At 70.2% G+C, this 24,466-nt stretch carries 21 protein-coding genes; 5 read left to right on the plus strand and 16 right to left on the minus strand.

What is annotated here, in order from left to right:
• On the minus strand, nt 1-728 hold a 728-nt coding region (locus BM085_RS45045; protein ID WP_483883308.1), incomplete at its 3' end, for a lysozyme family protein.
• A 569-nt stretch (nt 729-1,297) separates the two neighbouring features.
• On the opposite strand from BM085_RS45045, the gene BM085_RS39940 reads away from it, so the two are divergent.
• Nucleotides 1,298-2,254, plus strand: a complete 957-nt coding sequence (locus BM085_RS39940; RefSeq protein ID WP_093891963.1) for a TIGR03885 family FMN-dependent LLM class oxidoreductase — start codon at nt 1,298-1,300, stop codon at nt 2,252-2,254.
• Between the two features lie 89 nt (nt 2,255-2,343).
• Here the strand turns inward: BM085_RS39940 and BM085_RS39945 are convergent, their stop codons facing one another.
• A complete protein-coding gene (locus BM085_RS39945) occupies nt 2,344-3,006 on the minus strand; it encodes a TetR/AcrR family transcriptional regulator (RefSeq protein ID WP_093891964.1) in 663 nt (220 codons plus the stop codon).
• Between the two features lie 67 nt (nt 3,007-3,073).
• Between BM085_RS39945 and BM085_RS39950 the strand changes: the two genes are divergently transcribed.
• Nucleotides 3,074-3,916 carry an MBL fold metallo-hydrolase gene (locus tag BM085_RS39950; protein WP_177245509.1) on the plus strand — a complete coding sequence of 281 codons (843 nt, stop codon included), beginning with the start codon at nt 3,074-3,076 and terminating at the stop codon, nt 3,914-3,916.
• Between the two features lie 112 nt (nt 3,917-4,028).
• Here BM085_RS39950 and BM085_RS39955 read toward each other — a convergent pair whose 3' ends face one another.
• Nucleotides 4,029-4,865: a dioxygenase family protein gene (locus BM085_RS39955; protein ID WP_093891965.1), complete on the minus strand. Its 837-nt coding sequence runs from the start codon at nt 4,863-4,865 to the stop codon at nt 4,029-4,031.
• A gap of 394 nt (nt 4,866-5,259) precedes the next feature.
• Here BM085_RS39955 and BM085_RS39960 point away from each other — a divergent pair, with 394 nt between their 5' ends.
• Nucleotides 5,260-6,471 carry an amidohydrolase family protein gene (locus BM085_RS39960; protein ID WP_245789973.1) on the plus strand — a complete coding sequence of 404 codons (1,212 nt, stop codon included), beginning with the start codon at nt 5,260-5,262 and terminating at the stop codon, nt 6,469-6,471.
• A 70-nt stretch (nt 6,472-6,541) separates the two neighbouring features.
• Here BM085_RS39960 and BM085_RS39965 read toward each other — a convergent pair whose 3' ends face one another.
• The 6 genes from BM085_RS39965 to BM085_RS39990 all read right to left on the minus strand — a co-directional run bounded on the left by BM085_RS39965 (nt 6,542) and on the right by BM085_RS39990 (nt 13,741).
• A complete protein-coding gene (locus tag BM085_RS39965) occupies nt 6,542-7,795 on the minus strand; it encodes an NAD(P)/FAD-dependent oxidoreductase (RefSeq protein WP_093891966.1) in 1,254 nt (417 codons plus the stop codon).
• The gene (locus BM085_RS39970; protein ID WP_245789974.1) at nt 7,792-9,255 is read right to left on the minus strand and encodes an NAD(P)/FAD-dependent oxidoreductase; all 1,464 of its coding nucleotides are present in this window, start codon (nt 9,253-9,255) and stop codon (nt 7,792-7,794) included. The genes BM085_RS39965 and BM085_RS39970 overlap by 4 nt, the downstream gene beginning before the upstream one ends.
• Nucleotides 9,252-10,685 carry an FGGY family carbohydrate kinase gene (locus tag BM085_RS39975; protein ID WP_093891967.1) on the minus strand — a complete coding sequence of 478 codons (1,434 nt, stop codon included), beginning with the start codon at nt 10,683-10,685 and terminating at the stop codon, nt 9,252-9,254. The genes BM085_RS39970 and BM085_RS39975 overlap by 4 nt, the downstream gene beginning before the upstream one ends.
• Nucleotides 10,682-12,262 carry an amino acid permease gene (locus BM085_RS39980; RefSeq protein ID WP_093891968.1) on the minus strand — a complete coding sequence of 527 codons (1,581 nt, stop codon included), beginning with the start codon at nt 12,260-12,262 and terminating at the stop codon, nt 10,682-10,684. Before BM085_RS39980 ends, BM085_RS39975 begins: the two co-directional genes overlap by 4 nt.
• A 104-nt stretch (nt 12,263-12,366) precedes the next feature.
• Complete coding sequence (locus BM085_RS39985; protein ID WP_093891969.1) at nt 12,367-13,134, minus strand: DeoR/GlpR family DNA-binding transcription regulator; 768 nt, start codon at nt 13,132-13,134, stop codon at nt 12,367-12,369.
• A gap of 193 nt (nt 13,135-13,327) precedes the next feature.
• Nucleotides 13,328-13,741 carry an ATP-binding protein gene (locus tag BM085_RS39990; RefSeq protein WP_093891970.1) on the minus strand — a complete coding sequence of 138 codons (414 nt, stop codon included), beginning with the start codon at nt 13,739-13,741 and terminating at the stop codon, nt 13,328-13,330.
• Between the two features lie 383 nt (nt 13,742-14,124).
• Between BM085_RS39990 and BM085_RS39995 the strand changes: the two genes are divergently transcribed.
• Both BM085_RS39995 and BM085_RS40000 read left to right on the plus strand, forming a co-directional pair.
• Complete coding sequence (locus BM085_RS39995; RefSeq protein WP_093891971.1) at nt 14,125-14,655, plus strand: EF-hand domain-containing protein; 531 nt, start codon at nt 14,125-14,127, stop codon at nt 14,653-14,655.
• Nucleotides 14,656-14,785: 130 nt separating this feature from the next.
• Nucleotides 14,786-15,682, plus strand: a complete 897-nt coding sequence (locus BM085_RS40000; RefSeq protein WP_245789975.1) for a class I SAM-dependent methyltransferase — start codon at nt 14,786-14,788, stop codon at nt 15,680-15,682.
• Nucleotides 15,683-15,780: 98 nt separating this feature from the next.
• Here BM085_RS40000 and BM085_RS40005 read toward each other — a convergent pair whose 3' ends face one another.
• From BM085_RS40005 to BM085_RS40035, 7 genes are all read right to left on the minus strand, one after another.
• Nucleotides 15,781-16,485, minus strand: coding sequence for a hypothetical protein (locus BM085_RS40005; protein ID WP_093891973.1), 705 nt, complete (start codon nt 16,483-16,485; stop codon nt 15,781-15,783).
• Nucleotides 16,482-18,308 (minus strand): hypothetical protein, encoded by a 1,827-nt coding sequence (locus BM085_RS40010; protein ID WP_093891974.1) that lies wholly within the window; start codon nt 18,306-18,308, stop codon nt 16,482-16,484. Before BM085_RS40010 ends, BM085_RS40005 begins: the two co-directional genes overlap by 4 nt.
• A gap of 255 nt (nt 18,309-18,563) precedes the next feature.
• Entirely contained in the window at nt 18,564-18,971 is a 408-nt protein-coding gene (locus BM085_RS40015) for a hypothetical protein (RefSeq protein ID WP_093891975.1), read from the minus strand.
• A gap of 338 nt (nt 18,972-19,309) precedes the next feature.
• The gene (locus BM085_RS40020) at nt 19,310-19,729 is read right to left on the minus strand and encodes a PPOX class F420-dependent oxidoreductase (protein ID WP_093891976.1); all 420 of its coding nucleotides are present in this window, start codon (nt 19,727-19,729) and stop codon (nt 19,310-19,312) included.
• Between the two features lie 293 nt (nt 19,730-20,022).
• Nucleotides 20,023-20,988 carry a D-isomer specific 2-hydroxyacid dehydrogenase family protein gene (locus tag BM085_RS40025; protein WP_093891977.1) on the minus strand — a complete coding sequence of 322 codons (966 nt, stop codon included), beginning with the start codon at nt 20,986-20,988 and terminating at the stop codon, nt 20,023-20,025.
• A gap of 80 nt (nt 20,989-21,068) precedes the next feature.
• Nucleotides 21,069-22,559: a hypothetical protein gene (locus tag BM085_RS40030; protein ID WP_093891978.1), complete on the minus strand. Its 1,491-nt coding sequence runs from the start codon at nt 22,557-22,559 to the stop codon at nt 21,069-21,071.
• A 126-nt stretch (nt 22,560-22,685) separates the two neighbouring features.
• Entirely contained in the window at nt 22,686-24,104 is a 1,419-nt protein-coding gene (locus BM085_RS40035) for a hypothetical protein (protein ID WP_143121292.1), read from the minus strand.
• Between the last annotated feature and the right edge of the window lie 362 nt (nt 24,105-24,466).

The following is a 24,466-nucleotide window of genomic DNA, read 5'->3' on the forward strand; positions in this document are numbered from 1 at the left end:
ATGACGATGCGGTCGATGGCGTTGCTGGTGGGCCGGTTGGAGACGGTGTAGTTGCTGGAGCCGGCGGCCACCCATTTGGCGGCCGGGTAGTCCACGGCGGCGGCCAGGCGGGGGGCGTTCAGGTCGGGGGTGTGGGCGTAGGCGCCGCGGTCGGGTGTGACGGCCTGCGGTGCGACGGTCACGGTGCCGTTGGGCGCGGCGGTGTTGACGCCGTGGGCGAGCAGGTCGTAGACGGTGTCGGCATACAGCCGGGCGACCTCGGGGGAGGTGGCGTTGCCGTATCGGGCCACGGCGGTGTACCACTTGCCGGGGTCCTTGCGGGCGGTGGCGTCCAGTCCGAGCCGGTCGGCGTGGGCGCGTAGGAGGGCGGCGCCGCCGGCGATGTTGGCCGCGTCGTCGGTCTTGAGTGTCTCCACCGGTGCGGCGGTCAGTTCGGCGGCCTGTTCCAGGGTGTGGGTGGTGGGGTTGCTGACCAGGTGCATCACCCCGTAGCCGCCGCTGGCGCTGGGGGCGCCGTGGTGGTTGTCGAGGTGGGTCTCGGCGTAGGCGAGGGCGACGAGCAGGTCGCGGGGGACCTCGTAGGTCGCGGCCGAGCCGGCGAAGGCGTCGGCCATGGGGTCGGCCGGAGCGGCGCTCGCCGGCGGGCTGAACACGCTCAGCACGGCCACCAGCAGGCCGGCCGACGTCACCGCCACGCGCCGCGACCGGCGTACCTGGACAGAAACCATGAATCCTCCTCCAGGGGGGAAGCTTTCCGGAAATCGGAAAGCCCGGAGGTTTGACACGGTAAGGAATGATATCTGCCGCTGTAAAGACATTTGACAAAAAGAGGAGGGCTGATGAAGATTTTCTCCCTCGACCGCCGGAAGCGGTCCGGGAAGGAGAGAGTGCAGGTGGGGAGCATCGGTTCAGTTGGCGCGTTCCACCGGGATCGACGCCTTTTCCGGTCTGGTTCCGGCGTATGTTCGCGAGCCGCCGACCGGCACTTCCGGCCATTGTGAAATTGCGATGCGTGACTCCGGCTGACGGTGTCGCACGCATCGATCATGGTCTGCCGGTGCCGCGCGGATCGGTCGCCGGGGCCGCGGTCCACGTGGCGGCCATCCCGGTCCGCCGTCCGCGGGAGGCCGCCGGACGCCTGCGCGGCCCTTCCCCGGCGGCGGGGGTGAGCGGCCCGGGGGTGGGCGACCCCGGGTGGGCCGTCCCGGATGGCTGGTTTCGGGCGGGCCGTCCTGAATGACTCGTTCCAAAGGGGGACTTTCCGCGTGGACGCCCGTCTCGCGGGTAGCCGGAGGTCATGGCGACCTATGGCTTTCACTCATCACATGAGCAGATCCACCCGGCCGAGCTGCTGAAAGCGGTGACGCGGGCGGAACAGGCGGGCTTCGCGGCGGCGATGTCGTCGGACCACTTCTCCCCGTGGAGCGAGCGGCAGGGGCACTCCGGCTTCGCCTGGTCCTGGCTGGGTGCCGCCCTCCAGGCCACGGAGTTGCCGTTCGGCGTGGTCAACGCGCCGGGCCAGCGCTACCACCCCGCGATCATCGCCCAGGCGATCGGCACGCTGGGGGCGATGTTCCCCGGCCGGTTCTGGGCCGCCCTGGGCAGCGGGGAGGCGAGCAACGAGCACATCACCGGTGACCGCTGGCCGCGCAAGGACGTCCGTACGGCGCGCCTGCGGGAGTGCGTCGACGTCATCCGGGCGCTGCTGGCCGGGGAGGAGGTCAGCCACGACGGTCTGGTGACCGTGGACCGTGCCCGCCTGTGGACCCGGCCGGACGTCCCGCCCAAGCTGGTCGGAGCCGCGGTGAGCGCCCAGACCGCCGGCTGGTGCGCGGAGTGGGCCGACGGGCTGATCACCGTCAACCGCCCGATCGAGACGCTGCGCGAGGTCGTGGAGGCATACCGGGGCGCGGGCGGCCGGGGAAAGATCGCCCTCCAGGTCCACCTGAGCTGGGCCGAGAGCGAGCAGGAGGCCCTGGCGATCGCCCACGACCAGTGGCGGAGCAACGTCTTCGGGCCGCCGGTGAGCTGGGATCTCGACACCGCCGAACTCTTCGACGCCGTCTCCGCGGACGTGCCCCCGTCGCGGGTGACCGAGTCGGTCAACGTCTCCGCCGACCTGGGCCGGCACGCCGCCTGGATCAACGACTACGCGGAGCTGGGTTTCGACGAGATCTACCTGCACCACGTCGGCCAGGAGCAGAGCGCCTACATCGACGCCTTCGGCGCCAAGGTCCTCCCGCAACTCCGCTGACGCCTCTCCGGCGGCGTGAGCGGAAGCCGGATCGCCGTCGCCCGCTGCCGGTCGACGCCACGGCCACACTGCGGGCCGTGCGGCCGTCGTCAACCGCGTGAGGGCGCCGTCCGCTCCTCCGCGAGAGGACTCGCCTGCCGGCCGTACGGATCGCCGGGGGTGAGCAGGCGGCCGATGGCCCAGCGGGCGCGGGAGGGGACCGACGGGTCCCGGTGGAGCCGGGTGGCCTGGTCGGCGGCCAGGGCGACGCCGTTCAGCTCGAAGGCGAGCTGGTCGACGTCGGTCTCCGCGGGAAGCTCTCCGGCCTCGACGGCGGCGCGTATCTCACTTGTGACATAGGCGGACCAGTCGGAGAACGCCGCGAGCACGGCGTCGCGGACCAGGCCCGGACGCCCGTCGAACTCGGTGGCGACCGAGGTCAGGAAGCACCCTCCCGGCGCCTCGCCGTCCTGCATGTAGCCGACCCACTCCTCGAACACGCGCGCCAGCCGTTCGGCTCCCGGCCTGGCGCCCACGACCCTGGCCGGCACCCGCAGGCGGAACGCCTGGACCGCGGCGTCGAGCGTGGCGAGCTGGAGTGCCTCCTTCGTGCCGAAGTGGCCGATCACCCCGGCCTTGCTCATCCCCAGGCCGGTCGCCAGGCGGCCGATCGTGAGCCCTTCGAGCCCGTCGGTCGAGGCCAGCGCGAGAGCGCACTCGATGATCCTGGTCCGGGTGGTGGCCGTTTCGGCGGCTGACTTGCGCGGGCTCATGACACCAGTTTAACCTACCGATCGTTCGCCAATTGCATCCGAACGTTCGTTAGCTAAAGGAGCTGTCGTGCGTATCCACCACCTCAACTGCGGATCGATGCGCCAGATCGACCCCGTCGGCGGCAGCGCGCCGGCACCCGCGCGCGCCGTCTGTCACTGCCTGCTCGTCGAGACCGACCGCGACGGCCTCGTCCTGGTCGAGACCGGGCTGGGCACGCCCGACGTCGCGCGGCCGGAGGAGACCCTCAGCCAGGAGTTCCTCGGCCGGGCGCAGCCGGTCCTCGACGTGCGGGAGACCGCGCTGCACCAGGTGGCCGAGCTCGGCTTCCGGCCGGAGGACGTGCGGCACATCGTGCTGAGCCACCTCGACCTCGACCACGCCGGCGGCCTGCCCGACTTCCCCTGGGCCCAGGTCCACCTGCGCGAGGCCGAGCACCGCGCCGCGATGGCCGCTCCCGGCCACCATCCGGAGGACCGGGTCCGCTACCGGCCCGCCCACTGGGCGCACCGGCCGCACTGGGTGACCTACCCCGGCACCCAGGGCGACCCGTGGTTCGGTTTCGACGCGGTCCGCCCGCTCAAGGGCCTGGACGCGGAGATCCTTCTCGTGCCGCTCGGCGGCCACACCCTCGGCCACAGCGCGATAGCCGTACCCGACGGCGACCGCTGGCTGCTGCACTGCGGCGACGCCTACTACTTCCACGGCGAGATCGACCCCGACCGCCCGTACGGCCATCCGGGCATGGACATCCTGCAGCAGATCACCGAGGTCGACCGGCCGCTACGGCTGGGCAACCACGCCCGGCTGCGTGAGCTGGTCCGCCTGCACGGCGACGAGGTGAGCGTCTTCAGCGCCCACGACCCGTGGGAGCTCCAGCGCCACCTGTCGCCGCGTACCCGACCCGCCTGACCCGCGTGGGCGGGTCGTCCACCGCCGGGTCGGGGCGGGTGTCCATGGCCGGCAGGTCCGGTGAGGTCGCCGCCGCCGCGGTCCTCGCGGTCCACGGCGGCGGGTGGGTGCGTCAGACGCGCTGCCAGAGAGCCGGGACGTTCGGGGGCTCCCATCCGGCGTAGGCGGTGTGCGCCTGCAGGCACCGGTAGTTCAGGTTGGCGTAGGTGACCTGGTCACCGGCCCGGTAGCTCGTGCCGGCCCGCCAGGTGCCGGTCGGGGGCGGGGTGGTCGTGGTCGGCGTCGGGCTGGGGGACGGCGTGCCGACGATGTTGAGCACGAAGTCGAAGCTCGCCTCCCTTCCCGAGCCGACCGTGCGCACGTTCATGAGCAGCGACGGGTGGAAGATGGTGTCGGTGTTGTTGCGCGGCTCGTTCGGAAAGTAGAGCTGGGTGGTGAGGACCGGCCGGTTCGGGGCCTGGACCTTGACGTGGATGTGCCGGGTGCGGCCCGGGTACAGGCCCGGCACGATCGTAGTCAGCTTGAACGCGCCCTGGGCGTCGCTGAACTGGTGCCCGCGGAAGGTGTATCCGGTGTTGTCGTAGGCGCCGTTGGTGTCCGCCTGCCAGAAGTCCAGCAGCGCGTTGGCGATCGGCTGGCACGACCGGCCGAACACGTAGCCGCTGACGGTCAGCGGGACGCCGGGGCCGGTCAGCGTGCTGCGCAGGGGCGAGTTGGGCTTGAAGTAGGGGCCCTCGGTCTGGGCGATCGTCGGGTCGTCGCCGTCGTCGCAGAACGGCGTGGGGTCGAGCAGCCGGCCCGTCCCCTGCGCGTTGCGGGCCAGCGCGGGGGCCCCGAACAGCAGCGGGGCCGCCGGGGCTATCAGGGCGGCCTTCAGCAGGGTCTTGCGGCTGATGCCCCTGGATTCCTTGCCTTCGATGTTGTCGTCGCGGGTGTTCTCGGCGTCCACAATGGCCTCCTTGGCCTCCGGGGGGACGTGCCTGGATACAACCTGTCGAACGCGTGCGCCGTCGGTGCGGCCGGTCGGAACCGGCGCCGTGCGACACCGCCGCGGGGAACTGGCCGGAACCCGGCAGCCTGGACTGAAACAAAGCTGACATCGGACAAGAGGGGCCGAATACCCTTCAAGTTTCCATAACTTCGCGATATGGGACTTTGGCTGGTAACGGTGCAGGTGGAAGCCTCCTGGAGAGGGTTCCCGGCGCGTCATACCGAATGTCCATGCCATGAATGGAATGACGTGACCAGCCGCGATGCCACAGAGGGGGCGGAGATGTTCGTGTCCGTCGCGGAGCGGGTACGGCGCAGCCCGGACGACACCGAGCACTGCCGGAGGATCACCGATGTCCACTGAGTCGTTCGACCCCCGGGAGCGGGCGGAATCCCCGAAGCGGGCCGATCCCTCAGGACGGGCCGGAGCCCTGGAGCGGGCGATCGAGGCGATCCCGCTGGTGGACCACCACGTTCACGGCGCCCTGGCCGCGGACGTGTCGCGGCGCGAGTTCGAGGAGCTGATCACCGAGTCCGACCGGCCGGTGCCCGCCTGGATGACCCAGTTCGACTCCCAGATCGGGTTCGCCATCCTGCGGCACTGCGCACCCGCGCTCGGCCTCGACCCGCATCCGGACCCCGAGACCTATCTCGCCCGCCGTACCGAGCTCGGCACCGAGGAGGTCAACAGGCGCCTGCTCGCCGCCAGTGGGATCGGCCACTTCCTGGTGGAGACGGGCTACCGGGGGGACGAGATCCTCGGCCCGGCGCGGATGGCCGCCGTCACCGGCAGGCCCGCCGACGAGGTCGTCCGGCTGGAGGCGGTCGCCGAGCGGGTCGCCGCCGGGGGGACCGGCGCGGCCGGATTCGCCGCCGCCTTCGAGGAGGCCCTCTGGGAGCACAGCCGTACGGCGCGCGGGCTGAAGACGATCGTCGCCTACCGCCACGGGCTCGACTTCGACCCCGGCCCGCCCACCCCGGACGAGGTGACGGCGGCGGCCGGCCGCTGGCTGCGGACCGCCGAGCGGAGCGGGAGGACCCGGGTCGACGACCCGGTGCTGCTGCGCCACCTCATCTGGAAGGGCGTCGAGCGGGGCCTGCCGCTGCAGTTCCACATCGGGTACGGAGACCCCGACCTCGACCTGCGCCGCTCCGATCCGCTGCTGATGCGGGGGTTCATCGAGCTCGCCGAGCGCCGGGCCGTCCCGCTGCTCCTGCTGCACTGCTACCCGTTCCACCGCAACGCCGGATTCCTCGCCCACGTCTATCCGAACGTCTATTTCGACGTCGGGCTGGGGGTGAACTACACCGGGGCGCGCAGCGTGGCCGTCGTGGCCGAGAGCCTGGAGCCGGCGCCGTTCGCCAAGATCCTCTTCTCCTCGGACGCCTGGGGCCCAGCGGAGCTGCACCACCTGGGCGCCCTGCTCTGGCGGCGGGCGATGACCCGGGTCCTGTCGGGCTTCGTCGCGGACGGGGAGTGGAGCGAGTCCCAGGCGGTGCGGGTCGCCACGATGATCGGCGCGGAGAACGCCCGCCGCGTCTACGGCCTCGGGGAGGACGCGTGACCGGCCTCCACGCCCGCGACGATCGCCGCGCGCCTGATCGGCGCCCCCCGGCCGCCGAGCCCCGGCGTCGTCACCGCGTCCCGATGTGCACGGTGCCGCCCTTGGGGTCGACCGCGGAGAGGATGCCCGTCGGGACGCGGAACACCCGGCCGGGAGCCGCCGGCCACCACAGGCGCCTGCGGGCGACGACCTTCCCGCCCTGCCGCAGGACGACCTGCGGGAACGGGATGTAACGATCGCTCCACAGCAGCAGGCGGCGCCGGGACGGGACGGGGTCGCCGGGACGCAGGATCTCCGGCGACACCCACCGGAAGGGCGCGTCGGCGACGAGACGCACCTGCCCGGCCGGCACGCTCTCGCCGTTCAGCCACGCGATGACGGAACGGGCCACGTGGGCGCCGTCGATCGCCGCGATGTCGGCGGTGTCGACCGGGTGCAGCATGTTGCCCACGGCGAACACGCCGGGCCGGTCCGTACGGAGCGCGCTGTCGACCAGCGGGCCCTTCGTGCCGGGGTCCAGGGTGATCCCCGCGGCACGCGCGAGCTCGTGGTCGGGGATCCAGTCGCCGGTGAGGATGAGGGTGTCGCACTCGACGACCCGTCGCTCACCGGTGTCGATGTTCTCGACCTCGACCGCTTCGAGCTCCGGCCGGCCGATGATCCGCCTCACGCGGGTGCGGGTGGCGACCCTGGTCCGGAAGAGGATCCTGCCGGGGACGCTGAAGAGGGCGTAGGAGTCCGGCCGGGGATACTCGGTGGTCATCAGGACGGTCCTGCAACCGGCCTCGCGCAGGGTCAGCGCGGCCGACCAGCTGACCAGCTCCGCGCCGACGATGACGGCCCTCCTGCCGACCTTCCCGTGCCGCAGGTGGACGAGGTTCTGCAGGTGCCCGGTGGTGTAGACGCCGCGGGCGCGGTCGCCGGGGATGAGGCGGGCGGGGCGTGGGCGCTCACGGGCGCCGGTGGCCAGGACGACGGCCCGCGCCTCGACCCGGATGCGGCCCTCCGGGGTGGTGGCCTCGATCGCGCGATCACCGGCCCAGCCCGTCACGGTGGCGTTCGTACGGATCGTCGCACCGGCGGCCTCGGCCTGCTCGACGAGCCTCCGGGCGTAGGCGGGCCCGCTCATGAAGCGCCGCATGTCCCTGATCCCGTAGCCGGGATGGTCGCTGTGCCGGGGGATGCCCCCGGCGGTGCTCTCCCGGTCGAGGACGAGGACGCCGCCGCCGAGCTTCGGCGCGAGCGCACGGGCGGCGCTCAGCCCGGACGGCCCCGCGCCGACGATGACGACGTCCGGGGTGAGGGTGGTGATGTCGGTTGTCATCGCTGTGCCTCCGGCGACGGGTGGCGCTGTTCGCAGGCGCTCCCGCCCTTGGTGTCCATCAGGTTCCCGACCTCGGCGCCGCAGAAGAATCCCTGGCAGCGCCCGTTCATCGCCCGGGTGCGGCGGCGGAGCCCCTCCAGGCCGGACGGGGGGATCGGCGACCGGAAGGTGTCGCGGATCTCGCCGGCGGTCACCCGCTCGCAGAAGCAGACCACCCTGCCGTAGGCGGGGTCGCCGGCGATCCGGGCGGCGTCCTGGTACGGCCGGAGGCCGGCCTCCCCGAGGTTGGGCATGTGCGGCGGCTCCGGCAGGTCCTTCCGTGGCGTGAGCGCCAGGCCGGCTTCCCCGATCAGCTCGGCGACATGCTCGCCGACGGCGATGCCGGAGGTGAGACCGGTCGAGCGGATCCCGCCGACCAGGACGTAGCGTCGCCCCGCGTCGGCCTCGATGAGGTAGTCCGGATGGTCGCTCGCCGCCCGCAGGCCGGCGTAGGCCGCCGTGACCTCCTCCCGCAGGAGGGCGGGCATCAGCTTCTCCCCCTTGCCCAGCAGGAACTCCAGCCCCTTCTCCGAGGTGCCGGTGTCGGTGCGGTCGGTGAGGTCCTCGGCGGTGGGGCCGAGCAGGACGTTGCCGTAGACGGTGGGACTGATCAGGACACCCTTGCCCCGTGCGGTGGGCACGGGAAGGACGATCTTGTCGACCAGCGGGCGGGCGAGCTTGTCGTAGACCAGCAGCTCGCCGCGTCGCGGCGTGACGGTGAAACGGTCGTGGCCGAACAGCCGGTCGATGACGTCGGCGCCGAGTCCGGCCGCGTTGACGACCCAGCGGGCGTTCACCTCCCCGCCGGAGGTGCGCAGCACGGTACGGCCGCCGCGCTCCTCGACCGACCGCACCCGCCGGTTCAGCAGCAGCGTCACGCCGCGCAGCACGGCTTCCGTGGCCAGGGCGAGGTTGGTGGTCCAGGTGCAGATGATGGACTCGTCGGGAACGGTCAGCCCGCCCAGAGCCCCTTCCCCGAGGTGGGGGACCTGCCGGTACACCTCGTCGCGGCCGACGATCCGCGTCCTGTCGTACCCGTTCCGCTCCGCCTTCTCCTTCAGGGCCGGCAGGGCGTCGAGCTCCTCCTCGGTCCAGGCCACCAGCAGGGCCCCGGTGTGTTCGACCGGGATGCCGGTCCGCTCCGCGTAGTCGGAGAGCAGGCGGTAACCCTCACGGACCAGGCGGGATTCGAGCGTGCCGGGTGTCGCGTCGAAACCGGTGTGCAGAATGGCGGTGTTCGCCTTGCTCGTGCCGTCGCCGACGTCGCCGCGCGCGTCCAGCAGCGCGACGTTCAGCTCGTATCCGGCCAGTTTCCGGGCGATGGCCGAGCCGACGATGCCGGCACCGATCACCGCCACGTCGAACGTGGTGCCCATCGTCTCCCCCGTGGTGCTCACCGCCGTCTCCCCCGTGGTGCTCACCGCTCTCCTTCCCGTGTCACGGCAGCGGCGACGGCCTCTCCCCAGCGGGAACGGAAGTCGGCTGCCTGATCCGCAGACCATCGAGGTTCGTAGGTCGTGCTGGGCTCCCACGCGTCCACCGCGTCCTCAAGGGAGAGCGACGGGTCGAGCGAGGCGCGGGCCAGTGCCACCGCACCCAGCGGGGTGGCGTGCTGGGAGGGGTAGACGTCGATCCGGATCTGCATCAGATCGGCGACCGCCTGCATGAGAACGCGGCTGCGGGTGAGCCCGCCGTCCACGCGGAGCATGGTCAACGGCTGCCCGAGGTCGGCGGCGACGAGCTCGCCGACCTCGGCGACCTGCGCCGCGATCCCCTGCAGTACGGCGAGCACGAGGTGGCGCGGGCCGGTGGAGAGCGTCATCCCGGTGAACGCGGCCTTGGCGTCGGGACGCCACCAGGGGGCGGCCAGGCCGGCCAGCGCCGGGACGCACAGCACCCCTTCGGCGTCCGTGGCCGCGACGGCGTCGAGGTCCGCCGCGCTCTGGACGAAGCCGAGGTCCTGCAGCCACCGCACGGCGGAGGCGGCCGTGTAGACCTGGCCGTCGAAGCAGTAGGAGGTCTCCCCCCGGACGCGCCAGGCGACCGACGCGGCCAGTCCCGCCGTGGAGCGGGTGGCGGAGGTGCCGGTGTTGGCCAGCAGGAACGCGCCGGTGCCGAAGGTGCATTTCGCCTCGCCGGCCCTCAGGCAGTTCTCCGCGAGCAGCGCCGCCTGCTGGTCGACCACGAGCCCGGCGACGGGAACGTGCCCGCCGAACGCGGAGGTGCCGCCGACCACCTCGTCGCACGAGACGATGCGGGGCAGGCGCTCCTCGCCGAGCTGGAACAGTTCGAGCAGCTCCGCGTCCCACTCGACGTCGCCGAGCCGCGTCACCAGCGATCGGCTGGCCGTGGAGACGTCGGTGACGAACTCCCCGGTCAGATGGTGGACGAGCCAGGAGTCCGAGGTGGTGACCACCCCTGCGCCCGTCACGTTCCGGCGCAGCCACGCCATCTTGGGGGCGGAGAAGTACGGGTCCAGGACCAGCCCGGTGGTGTCGGCGATCCGGTCCCTGAACCCGTCCAGCTCCGCGCAGATGCCCTCCGACCGGCGATCCTGCCACACGATGGCGGGGGAGAGGGGGTCGCCCGTGACGGGGTCCCACGCCAGCACGGTCTCGCCCTGGTTCGCCAGCGTGACGGCGTCGATCCGCGCACCGGCCCGCGCGACGGCCTCGCGGCCGGCGTCGAGGACCGAGTCGAGCAGTTCGCGGGGGTTCTGCTCGACTCCTCCTCCGGGCAGGTAGGTGGGGCGGACGGGGAGCTCGGCGATGCCGAGCACCCCGCCGTCACCGTCGACGACGACCGCCTTGGTGCCGGATGTCCCCTGGTCTATCGCCAGTACCGTCGTCACCGCCTGTGCGCTCCGTCCGTGTCGTTGACGGCCCCCGTGCTCCTGGCGGCGTCGGTGGCCGCGCCGGCGCCCTTGGCGGCGTCGGCGTTCAGCTCCGCGTCGATGGAATGCATGTCCGGCATCGCCAGCCCCCTGGCCCCGCCGCGGGTGACCAGGAGGTACACCAGGTAGGCGGCGCCCAGGACAAGCATGATCAGCACGTAGGTCCACGGGTCCACGAACGAGGCGTCGCGGAAGAGCAGCAGCTCGAACACCAGCCAGACCATCGCGACGACGATCACCGGGATCTCCCACCGGCCCAGGTCGAATCCCCTGCTCGGCGGCAGCGCCTTCCGCTTGACCACGTACATGACGACGGTCCCCGTGTAGATGATCGCGGGCAGCAGGGTGGCGGCGGCGAACAGCCCGAACAGGGCGTCGGTCCGGGTGGAGAAGATCGCCAGGATCAGCTCGCCGATGACGAACATGAACACGGTGGCGTTCAGCGGCGTGCCGAACCGCGGCGAGACCTTCCGCCAGGCCTGCCAGCCGGGGAAGCGCTCGTCGCGGGACATCGCCCACACCAGGCGCACCCCGGTCATGAGGATCACCATGCCGCAGGCGAAGATCGCGATCACCACCAGCACCAGCAGCGCCGTACCCACGACGGGGCCCAGCACCCGGGTGATCACATCGGCGATCGGCGTCGCCGACTTCGCCAGCTCGACCGGGTCACCGGCGAGCAGGGTGACGGCGACGAGGAACAGGAACCCGAGCACGCCGGAGGCGAGAACCGCCTGCCACATGGCGCGGGGGACGACGCGGGCCGGGTCCTTCGTCTCCTCCGCGAGGTTGGCCGCCGACTCGAAGCCGACGATCGTGAACGCGCCGAGCAGGAAGCCCAGCATCCACGGGCCCGCCGAGGTGAGCGTCCCGAAGCTGAGGTAGCCGTCGGCCGGGACGGCTCCGGTGCTGAACAGGTTCGCGAAGTTGACCTCCTTCGCGACGAACCCCACGCCGAGCAGGAGCAGGACGAGGGCGATCATGCCGATGAGCTCCGCGGTCACGGCGAAGTTGTTGACCCGCTCGGTCCACTTGGTGGAGAACGCCACCAGGACGGCCTGGAAGAGGATGACCACCCCTGTGATCACCCACGCGTTCAGCGCCGTCCCCTCGTACTGCAGCAGCACGGGCAGCACGGTGGAGGCGATGGTGTAGTCCACCGCGACGACCACGATCGCCAGGAACGTGAACGAGATCCAGCCGATGATCCACCCGAGCACCGGGTTCGCCAGCCGGGACATCCACTGGTAGGAGTATCCGGTCACCGGGATGCGCGCGGCCAGGGACCCGAAGATGAACGCGACGGCCAGCTGGCCGACGATCACGATCGGCCAGGTCCAGATGCCGGCCGGCCCGGAGCTGTTCAGCACCGAACCGTAGGTGGTGAAGATGCCGGTGGCGATCGAGACGAAGGCGAACGCGACGGCGAACGAGGCGAAGCGGCCGGTGCCGCGCTTCATCGCCTGCTTGTAGCCGAACTCCTCGACGCCCGCGGTGCTCTCATTGCCGGGGGTGGGTGGTGAATACTGGGACATGGATTCCCAACTCCTATGTTTCCTGTCAGATGGCGCATCGGCTGGGGGGTCTGAGCCGGGTGGCGTTGCCGCGCCGCCCGGCTCCTCGAACCATCGGGGGTCCCTCAGGGCAGGACGATCACCCCGCCCTCGCCCGTGACGGCGTCCCGGATGCTCGGTGGAGGCTCGGCCTCCGTGATGAGGCCGTCGAACTCGTCCATGCCGGCGACGCGATGGCGGGCGACCCGGCCGAACTTGCTGGAGTCGGCGAGCACGTACGAGCGGGCCGCGTTCCTGAGGATCGTTTTGCGCACGGCGATCTCGTCCAGGTAGTAGTCGGTCAGACCGGCCACGGCGTCGACGCCGCCGGACCCGAGGAACGCGATGTCCGGGTTCAGGTCCGCGAAGAACGCCTGGGCGACCGAGTTCGAGAGCGCGAGGTCCCCTCCCCGGAGCCTGCCCCCGCAGACGAGGATCTCGACGTCGGCCCGCTCGGAGAGCTCGGCCGCGACCAGGAGGGAGCAGGTGGCCACGGTCCCGGAGAAGTCCAGCGGCAGGGCGCGGGCCACGTCGACGGCGGTGGTCCCCACATCGATCACGATCGTCTGGCCCGGATGGAGGAGCGCCGCCGCGGCGCGGCCGATGCGCTTCTTCGCCTCCGCGGCGGTCCCGGTCCGCTCGACGAACGGGGTCTCCTCCCCGGTGGCCTGCCCGAGCGCGATCGTCGCGCCTCCATGGACGCGCACCAGCTTTCCCCGGCGTTCGAGCAGGACGAAGTCACGGCGGATCGTCTCCGCCGACACGGCGAGCTCGCGTGCGAGGTCGTCGGTGCTGACCACACGGGAGGCCCGCAGCGCCTCCCCGATCCGCGAATGCCGCTCAGCGGGCAGCATGCTTGCCCGTTTCTGTGGACTTCTGTGCTTCCATGAGGGGAAGTATGCGTGGCTGTTGATTAGAGCGTCAATATGTCGGACTGCGGTAACCGGACTTTTTACTCAAATCTTCACCAAGTTCACGGTGGGGTGGTGGCGCGGGGTGTCCCGGTGGAGGTTGCGCGGGGGAGCCGGGACGGTGAAGCACCCCAGGTCACGCCGGTGGCTGTTTCGCCATCTGGAACCAGACCACGCGTCCCGCCGGATCGTCGTGCCATCCCCACGCCGAGGCCAGCTCCCGCACCAGCCACAGCCCCCGGCCTCCGCCGCTGTCCGTGTCGACGTCCTGGTGGACCCGGGGAGTACGGCTGGCCGACCCCTGGTCGATCACATCGACATGGACCACCTCGGCGCGCTCGGTGACGACCACCGCCACCTGCCCGTCGGGGCGGCGGCCGGAGTCGGAGTGCCGCACCGAGTTGGTCACGAGCTCGGTGACGAGGAGGAGGGCCTCCTCCAAGTGGCTGGAACCGACGGCGCCCAGCAGGTCGCGGACGTATAACCGGGCCTGCGGAACGGACGCGACGTCTCCAGGAAGTGCGACATGTCCCAGCATTTCCGATGCCATCGCGTCACCGTCCCCACGATTTGCCGGGCCATGCCCGCAGGCCGTACAAATCTTGAGGAAATCACCACGATTACGGTGCCGGCGCACCCGCGGGCGAGCCGCCGGGGCCACATCGTGCCCGACACGAGGGCCCGCACCAGGACATCGGCCTCGTCCGGAGGATGGTGGACGATCAACTGGAGCGGCGACGCAAATAGCCTGAATAATTGAGATATTTAACGACTCGTGGCATTTATTCTTTTGGTTCCCTTGATTGCATTAAGTCGCCCCAAACTGTTAATCGTGTCGCAGGTGTGCGGGTCATGGTCTGGCATAATCTTGTGCGGTCGGACGCCTTATTTCAGCCCTCATTGTGAGCGGCAGCCAAAGAAAGGTGATAGAAGATGCACGAAGCAGCCATCGGTCGAGTGAAGCTCATCTTCGCCCTGTTCGACGTCGACGGCACCGGCTATCTCGAAGCCGAGGACTTCGAACTCATGGCGACCCGTGTCGTCGCGGCGTCTCCCGATTCCGACGACGCGGCCAAAGCCGCCATGCTGGCCGCTTTCCGGCGTTATTGGACGACTCTGGCCGCCGGCCTGGACGCCAACCGCGACGGCCGCATCAGTTTCGAGGAGTACGCCGCGTGCGTACTCTCCCCGGAGCGTTTCGACGGGGCGGTCACCGACTTCGCCGAGGCGCTGGCCGCGCTGGGCGACCCGGACGGCGACGGGCTCATCGAGCGGAGCGCCTTCGTGGCGCTCATGACGGCCATCGGCTTCGAGCGCGCGAACATCGACACGCTCTTCGACGCGTTCGAGCCGTCGGACGCCGACCAGATCACGGTCTCGGTCTGGGTCGCCGGCATCAAGGACTATTACAGCCCGGAGAAGGTGGGAATTCCGGGCGATCACCTGGTTGGAGGGCCGGCCTGATCGGGATCATGGCAGCCTGACACGTCCGGCCTCCGACAAAGGAGGATAAATGGAACCAGTCATCGGACTGGCCGTCGGACTGGGAACGGGCCCCGGACTCGTGGGCGCCCCCAACCGGAGAGGAGGACGCGTGCCAGGTGCCCAGAACACCGGTGTCGAAGGCGGCGTCGGACTGACCGCCCTCATGGTCGCCGCCGCGCGGGCGATCGAGACCCACCGACCCGACGCCCTGGCCGGCGACGCCTACGCCGAGCACTTCGTGCGTGCCGCCGGGGCGTCCGCGGCCTGGCCGGTCCGCCCGGCGGAGGTGCCGGACGGGGATGCGAACCCCTTGTGGGGCAGGCTGGGGCGCTATTTCGGTCTGCGCACCCGAGTGCTCGACGACTTCCTCGTCCGCTCCGCCCACGCGGGCGCCCGGCAGGTCGTGCTGCTCGGCGCGGGCCTTGACGCGCGAGCCTTCCGGCTCGACTGGCCGCCGGGCCGGGTCATCTACGAGATCGACCGCGACGGCGTCCTGGCGTTCAAACACCACGTGCTCGACGGCCTCGCCGCCGTCCCGACGGCCACGCGCCGCCCGATCGCGGTCGATCTGCGCGACGACTGGATCCGATCGCTGGTGAGCACGGGCTTCGACCCGACCGTGCCGACCGCGTGGCTGGCCGAAGGGCTGCTGCTCTATCTCCCGCCGGACGCCGAGCGGCGTCTCATCGATACCGTGGACCGCCTGAGCGCCGACGGAAGCACCCTGGCCTTCGAGGTCAAGCTCGGGCCGGAGTCTCCGGAGGTCCGCGCCAGCCCCGTCTATGTCGCGGCCAGACAGCAGATCGGCGTCGACCTGCTCGCCCTGTTCGATGGGGAGCCGCGTCCCGACTCCGTCGGCGACTTGAGGGGGCGGGGCTGGTCCACCGCGATCCACACGCCCTTCGATTTCACGCGCCACCACGGTCGCGGTCCACGCCCTGAGCCGAACGACGCGCTGGCAAGCAATCGCTGGGTGTTCGCGAACAAGCCCGGCACGCACATCTGACGGTGTGTCCCCTCCGCGGCGATGGAGACGTTATGAGCGTCGCGGGGCTCGGGGAAGTGAACAGCCGGAGCAGGCTCGGCTCGGAGAAAGAGAGGTGCTCACTCATCAGGTGATCCTGGGTTTCCGGATCCGGAGGAGCAGCCGTAGGTCACGGAGTAGATCTCCATGGAGATCGATCCCCTCGGTGCGTCGAGGTCGTGGAAGTTCCGCGTCACGGCCGTCCCGAAAATGCGCGGGTACGTCTCGCGTATGGCCGTGTTGACCCGCGTGGCCAGGCGAACGCCGTCTCCGGTGCCGCCGTCGGCGGCGAAGGTGAGAACCATACCGGCGTGCTGTCCGGCCAGGCGGTCCCTGTGCTTACGCAGCTCTTGCCGGATCTGTGCGGCCAGCATGTCGTCATGAGCGCCCGGGGTGACCTGGAACGAGATCGTGATCGGCTTCGCCCGGACGCCTCCGACACGGCCGGTGCAGGGAGACGGAGCCGGCGAAGGACTGGGCGGCCGGGCGGGGGTGGGACTCTCCTCCGCAGGAGACGGGGCGGGCTCGGGTGAGAGCCGGGTGGCGTCCGCCAGGGGCCGGGAGGCCGACGGCTGGGGGCGGGTGGGGTCAGGCGGGGGCCGGGAGGCCTCCGGCCGGGGCTGAGTGGGGTCAGGCGGGGGCTGGGTGGCGTCCGCCAGAGGGCGGACGGGCGAGAGAGGCGGTGCCTGCGCTCCCAGCATGATGATCGTGAGCCCGAGCAGCAGGTCGGCGAAGAGCCAGCCGGCCAGCAGGGTCGAGGTGGAGGTCCTGCGGCGGGGGGTCACCGTGGGGTCCTCTGACGGGCCTTCAGGCCGTCGCCGAGGCCGTTTCCGCCGCCCTTACGGTTTCCTCCACCTTTACGGTTTCCGCCGCCGCTACCGTCGCCGGGAGCCTCGCCGGAACCGCCACCGGCGCTGCATGGAGCCTCGCCGGAAGTGCTGCGGCCACCGCCGCGTGGAGCCTCCTCACCGCTGCGGCCTCCGCCGCGTGGAGCCTCCTCACCGCTGCGGCCTCCGCCGCGTGGAGCCTCCTCACCGCTGCGGCCTCCGCCGCGTGGAGCCTCCTCGGGACCGTCGCCGCCGCTGTCGCCGAGACTCCGGGCCGGACCGTCGTCGCGGCTGCCGCCGGAGGCAGGGGCCCCGAAGGCATCGGCCGCGCGGTCGACCACGAGCCGCAGCCGCGTGATCGCCTGCTGCAGGCCGGTGACCTCGCCCTCGGTGAGATCCTTCGCCGGCAGGTCGGCGAGAACGTTCGCGAGCGCGGTGGGGAGCCGGTCGAGCGTGTCCCGCGTCTGCTCTATGAGGGCGACCGTCCTGCCCGAGGCGTCGGAGACGCGTTCGATCCGGGAGGCGTGGGCCCCTGCGGTGGCCGACCAGTCTCCGAGAGCCTCCCGGATCTCCGTACTGGTGTTTCCGAAGGTCCGGCGGAGATCCTCGGCCGCGCCGGCGAGGGTGTCGGTGACCCGCCCGCCGAGGAGGTCGACGGCCTTCTCCGTCGACGAGCCGACGGAATCCATCGAGACGGCCGCGCGGTCGACCGCGTGGCCGATGCTCACCGTCGCGTCGGCCAGCTTGCCGACCTGGGTGTCCAGGCCGGAGACGGTGCTGTGGACCGACCGCATGGATCGCACGAACTCGTCGTTGAACGCACGGCGCAGGTCGAGGGTGGTCTGCGAGATGGTCGTCGACAGCTGGTTCCCGACGTTGGTCACGGCCTGGCCGGTGCGGGATCCCGCGCTGTCGATCACGGCTGAGACCCGCGACACCGCCGAGGTGAGATCGTCGCAGGTGCTGTTGATGGTCGCCAGGCGTCCGCCGAGGAGTTCTACGGCGTCGCGCACGTCGAGCGCGCTGCCGGCCAGGGCGTCCGTGGTCTTCCGCGTGGCGTCCAAGGTCAGGGTGAGCGCCTCGACCAGCTCGGTGTGCACCTTGCGCGCCGTAGCGCCGACGGAGCCGATGTCGGCCGCCGTCTTGCCGAGCTCGGCCCCGAACCGGACCGGAGAGGAGAGCCGGACCTGGCTGAGCACGAGACTCGCCTGGGTCATCGCCCCGCGGAGGCGGACCCGGAGAACCCCCAGGTCCCGATCCGAGGCGTCTTCTCTGGTGTTTCTCGTGATGTTCTCGAAGACGGTCCAGAGGATGAGGCAGAAGATGGCCGCGAGGGTGCAGAGCGCGATGTTGTCGAACTTGAAGAACACGGGCAGCCTGCCGTCGAAGCCCTGTTGCCACATTTCGAGGAAAGGCCGTCGAGCCGCTTCCATCCCGTTGGCTTCGAGGACGTCGCCGTAGGCGCCCGTGGCCATCATCAGCCCGAGCCACGTGATGAAGATCGGTACGAAGACGAGGGCGGGACCGATGGCGGCGCCGAGCCCGCGACGCCGTCCCGGTTTCCTCCGCTGGGGCGTGGTGTCCGCCGGTCCGTCGTCCACGAGGATGGTGTCATCGGGGGAGAAGGCGGCGAACAGGTCGATCTCACACCAGCGTTCGGCCTTGCCGGGGTCGGCGATCGCGTCCGCGAGATCGCGTAGCTGCTCCTGGCGAGCCATCAGATGAGGGTGGTCGGCGAGTTCGCGAAGCTCGGCGACAAGCTCCTGGTCCGTCACGGACACCCGATGTCATCTCCTCGATACTGCTGGCCGTCGTTGGGCAATCCGGATGGACCGATTCATATGCCGGGAAGCGTGATCATTTCGACATCCGGCGCACCTGTCAACGAACGAGACCTGTGCGCGCTGCCCGTCCGTGGAGACCAGGGGGCGTCATGTCGTCAACCCCGATGCGTGGCTGGGTGAGGTGGTGTCGTGGTGAGGTGCGGTGTGATGCGTGCCAGGTGCGGCACCGCGGTGCCGCACCTGGGGATTCCGTCAGCCGCAGTGGAAGATGGGGGTCATCTTGCTGATGCTCTTGATCTGGTAGGTCGCGCGGAGGCAACGGCCCTTGCCGTACACGGTCACGGGGCCGGCGTAGTACTCGAAGTAGCCGCTGTCGGAGTCGGTGTCGAGCACGTTGCACACCGACGTCGAGCTCGCGCTACAGGCGTTGAGCCGGACGCTCATGTACTTGGACTCGCCGTAGGACGAGCCGGTGGAGTTGAGACGGGCGCAGTTGTTGCCTGTCGACGATGAGTAGTAGATGTCCAGATAGCCGAGTGATCCGACGGGGAGGTGCTCGATGAGCGAACCCGAACAATCGGCCGCCTGCGCCGGGCTTGCGGAAACGGTCGACACGAGCGCCGCGGCCGCCAAAGTCAGGGCCGCCATTACCAGCTTCACGATTCGCATCCTGATCACACTCCTCAACGAAGATCAAATAAGACATTTGAACCGTAGCAGCGCGAGGAGTTCCGCGTAGATAGGGCACGCGCGCGACCCCGGAGGCCCGGCTGGAACAGCGTGAGCGTGAGGGGTGGTCCGCCGAGGGGGCCGCCCTGTTCAGGGGGAAGATGAAGCCTCGTCAGGTGATCCGTTGTGACCTGCCGGGAGGTCGGCTGTCGCGCCAGGCCGTACGGCGGGGCGCTCCACAGAGCCTCTGCCTCGCGGGCGTGCCGGCGGCCGATCTCCTCGATCAGCCGGAAACGATCTCAACCGTCGATGTCGGGCGGGCGTGGGCGTCAGCCGACCTGGCTGTTGTCCTTGAGCGTGCCCCAGCCGTGCCAGCTGTCGATCTCGATCCAGGCGCTGACCCGGTCGCGGTCCCGCCGCGGGTACGGCTTCCCGAGGTACTGCTGGGCCAGCCTGTCGATGTCGGTCAGATCCTTGTCGTCGCGGACTTCGGCGATGCGCCCGATGATGCTGAGGTGCGTGTACCAGTCGTCCTTGTCGAGCACGGTGAGGGTGACCCGGGGATCGTCGCGTATGTGGCTCAGCCGCTTGCGGCCCTCATCCATGTTGACCAGGATCCGGCCGTCGTCCCAGAGATACCAGGTGGCCGTGGACACCGGCCGGCCGTCGGACCGGAGCGTCGCGATGACGGCGGGATTCGGCTTCTTCAGCATGGCGACTGCTTCCTCGGGAAGCGGCGGTTTCGACATGATCTCTCCTCTTCGCGTCGGCGTCCCCTGCGGTGGGGGTGGCGCATGCGGTTCACGGGATGCGAGATGTACATCCACGGTGTCACACCTGGGTGGCCGCCGGTCCCCGCACCCCCTCCGCACGCCGTCCGCCCCACGGCGGAGCACAGGTCCGAATGCCGGTCGCCCCGCGGCGGAGCACCGGTCCGAATGCCGGTCGCATTCGGACCGTGAGCGAATCCCGGTCCGCCGACCCGGCGCGGCTCGCAGCCGACGCGTCCCGGAAGTGATCTTTTCTTGGTCCGGCGGGGTGGTCAGTAGCCCGTGGCGGGGTCGATCAGGCCTTCCAGCGGCCTGCCCTCCCGCAGGTGGCGCACGTTCCGTTCGACCCGTTCGCAGAGCATCCGCATGACGTAATCGGCGGAGTCGGCGCAGTGTGAGGTGATGAGGGCCCGGGGGTCGCTCCACAGGGGGTGTCCCTCGGGGAGCGGCTCGGGGTCGGTCACGTCCAGGCCGGCGGCGGAGATCGTCCCGTCCCGGAGGGCTTCGACCAGCGCGTCGGTGTCGATGTGCGGGCCGCGTGCGACGTTGACCACGACGGCGTCCGCCGGCAGCAGGGCCAGCTCGGCGGCGCCGACGACGTGCCTGGTCTCCGGGGTGAGGGCGAGGGCCAGCACCAGGACGTCGGTCTCGGGGAGTACGGCGTGCAGGGCCGTGGGCGGCAGCGTCTCCTTGGCGCCCTCGACCTGCTCCGGCCTGCGGCGGATCACCCGGACATGGCAGTCGAAAGGCTGTAGGAGACGGACGAGCTCGGTGGCGATGCCGCCGCCGCCCAGGATCGTCACCCGCCGGCCGTGCAGGGACCGTGGATCGACCGGAGACCAGTGCGGCGTCCGCGCCTGCCGTACGACACTGCGCAGGCAGGCCAGCGTCAACATCAGCGCGTGCTCGCTCACCTGCCCGGCGAACGACCCCTTGGCGCAGGTGAAGGTCACCGGACGCCGGAAGAGGCCGTCCGTCGCGAACTTCTCCACCCCCGCCCAGGGGAACTGCACCCACCCGATCCCGGGATGGCCGTCCAGCGCCAGCCGGAGCTGCTCCGGCTCCCCGGGGATGAGCCACACCAGGCCGTCGGCCTCGTCCAGAGGCGTGATGACACCGCCCCCGGCGGCCACTGCCTTCTCGATGTTGGCACGGAGAAGGTCGAGGCCGGGGGAGTTGGCGCGGCCGTAGGCCGCTCCGATCTCCGCGGACGGGGCGATCGCGATACGGGCTTCCATGAGGCCACATTCTGTCGCGACCGCCCGGCCCGGGGTCGACCCGGGTACGCGGTGCCCGTCATCAGCGCATCTATCCGTTCTCACGGGTCCGGCCCGTCAGAACTCCCCGGATGCGGCCACACACTTGTCGGCCCCTTTTGAGCACGATGGTCGGCGTGAAGCGGCTGTGCGGACCGACACCGCTCCTGCGGGGATCGCGGTGTCGCAGACAGATCGTCGTCCGGACGGGCTTCGATCGCGCGAAACGCCGCGACGGGCGGAGGCTCCAGAGCCTCCGCGCGGTGGGAGCGCGCGCACTCGTCCAGCGCCTGGAGGACCGCGGCGGGGTCGGTGACGCTGGTGGCATGACGATCGAGGAACATGAGCTGCCGCCGGGTCAGCGTCCTGACCGAGAGCCGGCCGTCATCCTTCATGATCAGGATGGAGCCCACGAGCATCACCGCCTTGTCGGTGCCCTCCAGCGACTGCACCAGCTTGACGACGGCCTCCGCCTGCCGGCTGTCATTGTCGGCCTGCTGGCTGTGGATGGTGGCCAGTTCGACGCCACGGCGGATCTCCTCGGCGATCTCCTTGGTGGTGGCCGAGGTCGCCACATCCCTGGTCCACATCGTCAGCCGCTGGAAGAAGGATCCGATGATCGGCTTGGAGTCGGGTCCGGCCGTCCATCCGAACGCGGCGGCCAGGTCGACGAGCGCGTCCCGCACCGCCGGGCCCGCCTGGGTCTCGCTCACATGAACAGCGCACGCCTGCCTCGGCGGTTCCGCGCCCGCAGTCGCGTCCATGGCCTCGGCCTGCGTGCGCAGTGCTTCCCGGAGGGAATCCTCCGCGCGGGAGTCTTTCCCAACGGCGGCGAGCATGTCCTCGGCCGCTCCGGTGAGGGGGCTGTCCAGGTGTCCCCGCTCCACGAGGATGCGAAGCATCTCCATCCGGTCGCTCAGATCAGCGCGCTCGCTCTCACGCTTTAACGCACGCTGCCGCTGCTCCCGGACGGCGCTCTCACGCTCATGCTCTAACGCATGCTGCCGCTCCTCCTGGATCGCCCTCTCACGCTCCAGCTCTATTGCCAGCTCATACCGCTGCTGCGCCCGGAGCAGGTAGTGCTCCAACTCCTGCTTCCGTAGGGATGGGTCCTCCCGATACAACTGGAGTGTCTGGTTCTTCCGATTCTCGAAGAGAGCTTCCCGTTCGCCTTCCTGCCCTGTCCGGAGATGCTGACCGATGCGCCGGGCCTGTTCGGAGATCGAAACCGTCTCGGTGCTGGAGAGCTTGATCTCCTTCCCCCTGGCGGAAACGCTCACGACCACGCCGTGTTCCGGCCGCGCAGAACCGGATTCGGTCTGATGACGCAGCCAGACGACTATCGCATGAGCGAATGCGGGGATGTCGGAGGGATCGAAGGAGAAGAGCAGCGACTCACGGGTGCGGTCCATGGCGCTGACGCGGCCCTGCTCGTCAGCGGTGCCGACCTGCGGCAGAAGCCTGTTCTCATGTGCGGCAGTCCTGCGCAGATCCTCCAGCAGACGGCGGGAGAGCTCGTCGTCGTCGCCGTCCACCGTCACGAGAACGTCCATGATTCCTCACCTGCTCGATGCGGGGCCTCACTTCATGAGACGCCTCTCGGCGCCATGGCGGAGACGGAAGTGGTCTCAGGTCGATACCGAAGCGCTCTGGGTTGGCAGGCATCGTGGCGTCGGCTGTCAGCGCCTCACCCGCTCGCGGTGGACGACGGTCCGGCTGTCGCGTCCCGGGAACACCATGATCAGGAGCTGCTGGGGGTCGTCGGAGTCGTCCTCCCAGTGAGGCGCGTGGTAGTGGACCCGGATGCGGTAGTCGCCCTTGCCGAGGAACGCCAGGTTGGGCAGCCGGCTCCCGCCCATTGCGTCGCCGAGCGCGAACTCACCGCCGGGGCTGTGGTAGCCGACCTCCACCACGTGATCCCAGCCCCTGGTCTCCACCGGTGGCCGTCGCCGGTAGGTCTCCGCGGTCGCGCAGGTGAGGTAGTCGGAGTGGACCCGCACCATCGCGTGGCCGGGCAGGGTGGCCACCAGCCCGTTCTTCTGCGTGATGTCCAGCAGACCGTCTTCGAAGGGGTCCTCGGCGCCCTCGGCGTACTCGTAGGACTCCAGCACGCCGTAGTCGGTCCACAGCCGCTTCCTGCTCACCTTGACCGGTGGGACGAGCGGCCGGTGCCGCGGCGCCTCCGCGCACATACGCCTTTCCTCGACCTCCCGGACGACGGACTCCAGCTTCCTGGCTTCCTCCTGCGTGCGTACGGTCGCCACCAGGCTGGGGCAGATCGTCATGAGAGCGCCTGCCACCGCGTGAACCGTGACACCGCTCCGCTCCCAGAGGCGTGCGGTCTCCGCCTCGTCGGCGCGGATGTGGACCCCGCACAGATGGTGGCCGTAGGCCAGCAGTTCCCGGTCGGGCATCCGGCTGAACGGCTTCTGGGTCGTGCGCCGTACCGCGCAGAGGAAGGCCCGGTCCCCGGTCTCCCGCGCCCTGCCGGCCGAGGAGGGCGCCGGCCCGCACTCCGCGGCGGAGGTGAGGCGGCCGGGAGACAGGTCGGCGGCGGGCAGGAACAGCAGCAGGCATGCCGGTGCCAGCACCACCGCGGTCCGGCGCACGAGCCTTCCGCGGCGCTCCCGCCACCGACGGGCCGCCAGCAGTAGGCAGAGGGCGGTCAGCGTCGGGGCCACGTTCGGCAGGACGAAGATCTCCACGCCCTCACGGCCGCCCCACGTCCTGAAACATCCCCGGTCGATCAGCATGTCCACTGCGAAGGCCGCCGGTGCGATCCCGTAGGCGGCGAGCAGCAGCATGGCCATCACCCGGCCGGTCACCCGCCCCCACCGGGGCCGCTCGCACCAGCCGGCGGCCAGCGAGGCGACGAAGCTCAGGACGACGACGGGGAGGCCCATGTACCACAGCATCGGAACCCGCGCGGTGACCGACCAGAGGAAGGGCATCACCGCGTCATGGAACTCATATCCCCGGCACATCTGGATATAGCCAAACATCCCGAACCCGCGCGCGGGCTGAGCCCACATGTAGGCGAACCCGCACACCGGCATGACAAAGGCGAGCACCCACCAGATCCGGAATCTCCACAACACGCCGAGAACCGTATCGATCTTTCTTCATATGGTCATATCTGGTGATTGTCAGCTCTGCGGGCTCCGTCATGCAGCATGCCGCGGAGGGCGGGGAGCGGAGAGCGGAGAAGCTGGGATGTGGTGAAGGGTGTCACTTGGTCACACCGAGACTCTCGCGCTGCCCGGATACGCCCTCGATTCCTAAATATAGCGTTTTCAGATCATATTAGATGTATTTCACTATTTCGTGAGATCGGGGGCTGTTCGGCGAGGTGCAGTTGATTAACCTCGATCTTTCGTGATCTTCGTGTGGTCGGCCAATGCATTTGGCTGAGGCGTGATTTCTCTTCCTAGTCAGCGTGGTGGCCCGGCTGTCGCGCCGG

Origin of the sequence: Streptosporangium canum (genome assembly GCF_900113865.1) — a bacterium.
GTDB lineage: Bacteria > Actinomycetota > Actinomycetes > Streptosporangiales > Streptosporangiaceae > Streptosporangium > Streptosporangium canum.

Coding starts and splice junctions, on each gene's coding strand:
- BM085_RS39940 (WP_093891963.1), top strand. CDS start 1,298: ATGGCGACCTATGGCTTTCACTCATCACATGAGCAGATCCACCCGGCC.
- BM085_RS39945 (WP_093891964.1), bottom strand. CDS start 3,006: ATGAGCCCGCGCAAGTCAGCCGCCGAAACGGCCACCACCCGGACCAGG.
- BM085_RS39960 (WP_245789973.1), top strand. CDS start 5,260: ATGTCCACTGAGTCGTTCGACCCCCGGGAGCGGGCGGAATCCCCGAAG.
- BM085_RS39965 (WP_093891966.1), bottom strand. CDS start 7,795: ATGACAACCGACATCACCACCCTCACCCCGGACGTCGTCATCGTCGGC.
- BM085_RS39980 (WP_093891968.1), bottom strand. CDS start 12,262: ATGTCCCAGTATTCACCACCCACCCCCGGCAATGAGAGCACCGCGGGC.
- BM085_RS39985 (WP_093891969.1), bottom strand. CDS start 13,134: ATGCTGCCCGCTGAGCGGCATTCGCGGATCGGGGAGGCGCTGCGGGCC.
- BM085_RS39990 (WP_093891970.1), bottom strand. CDS start 13,741: ATGGCATCGGAAATGCTGGGACATGTCGCACTTCCTGGAGACGTCGCG.
- BM085_RS39995 (WP_093891971.1), top strand. CDS start 14,125: ATGCACGAAGCAGCCATCGGTCGAGTGAAGCTCATCTTCGCCCTGTTC.
- BM085_RS40020 (WP_093891976.1), bottom strand. CDS start 19,729: ATGTCGAAACCGCCGCTTCCCGAGGAAGCAGTCGCCATGCTGAAGAAG.
- BM085_RS40025 (WP_093891977.1), bottom strand. CDS start 20,988: ATGGAAGCCCGTATCGCGATCGCCCCGTCCGCGGAGATCGGAGCGGCC.
- BM085_RS40030 (WP_093891978.1), bottom strand. CDS start 22,559: ATGGACGTTCTCGTGACGGTGGACGGCGACGACGACGAGCTCTCCCGC.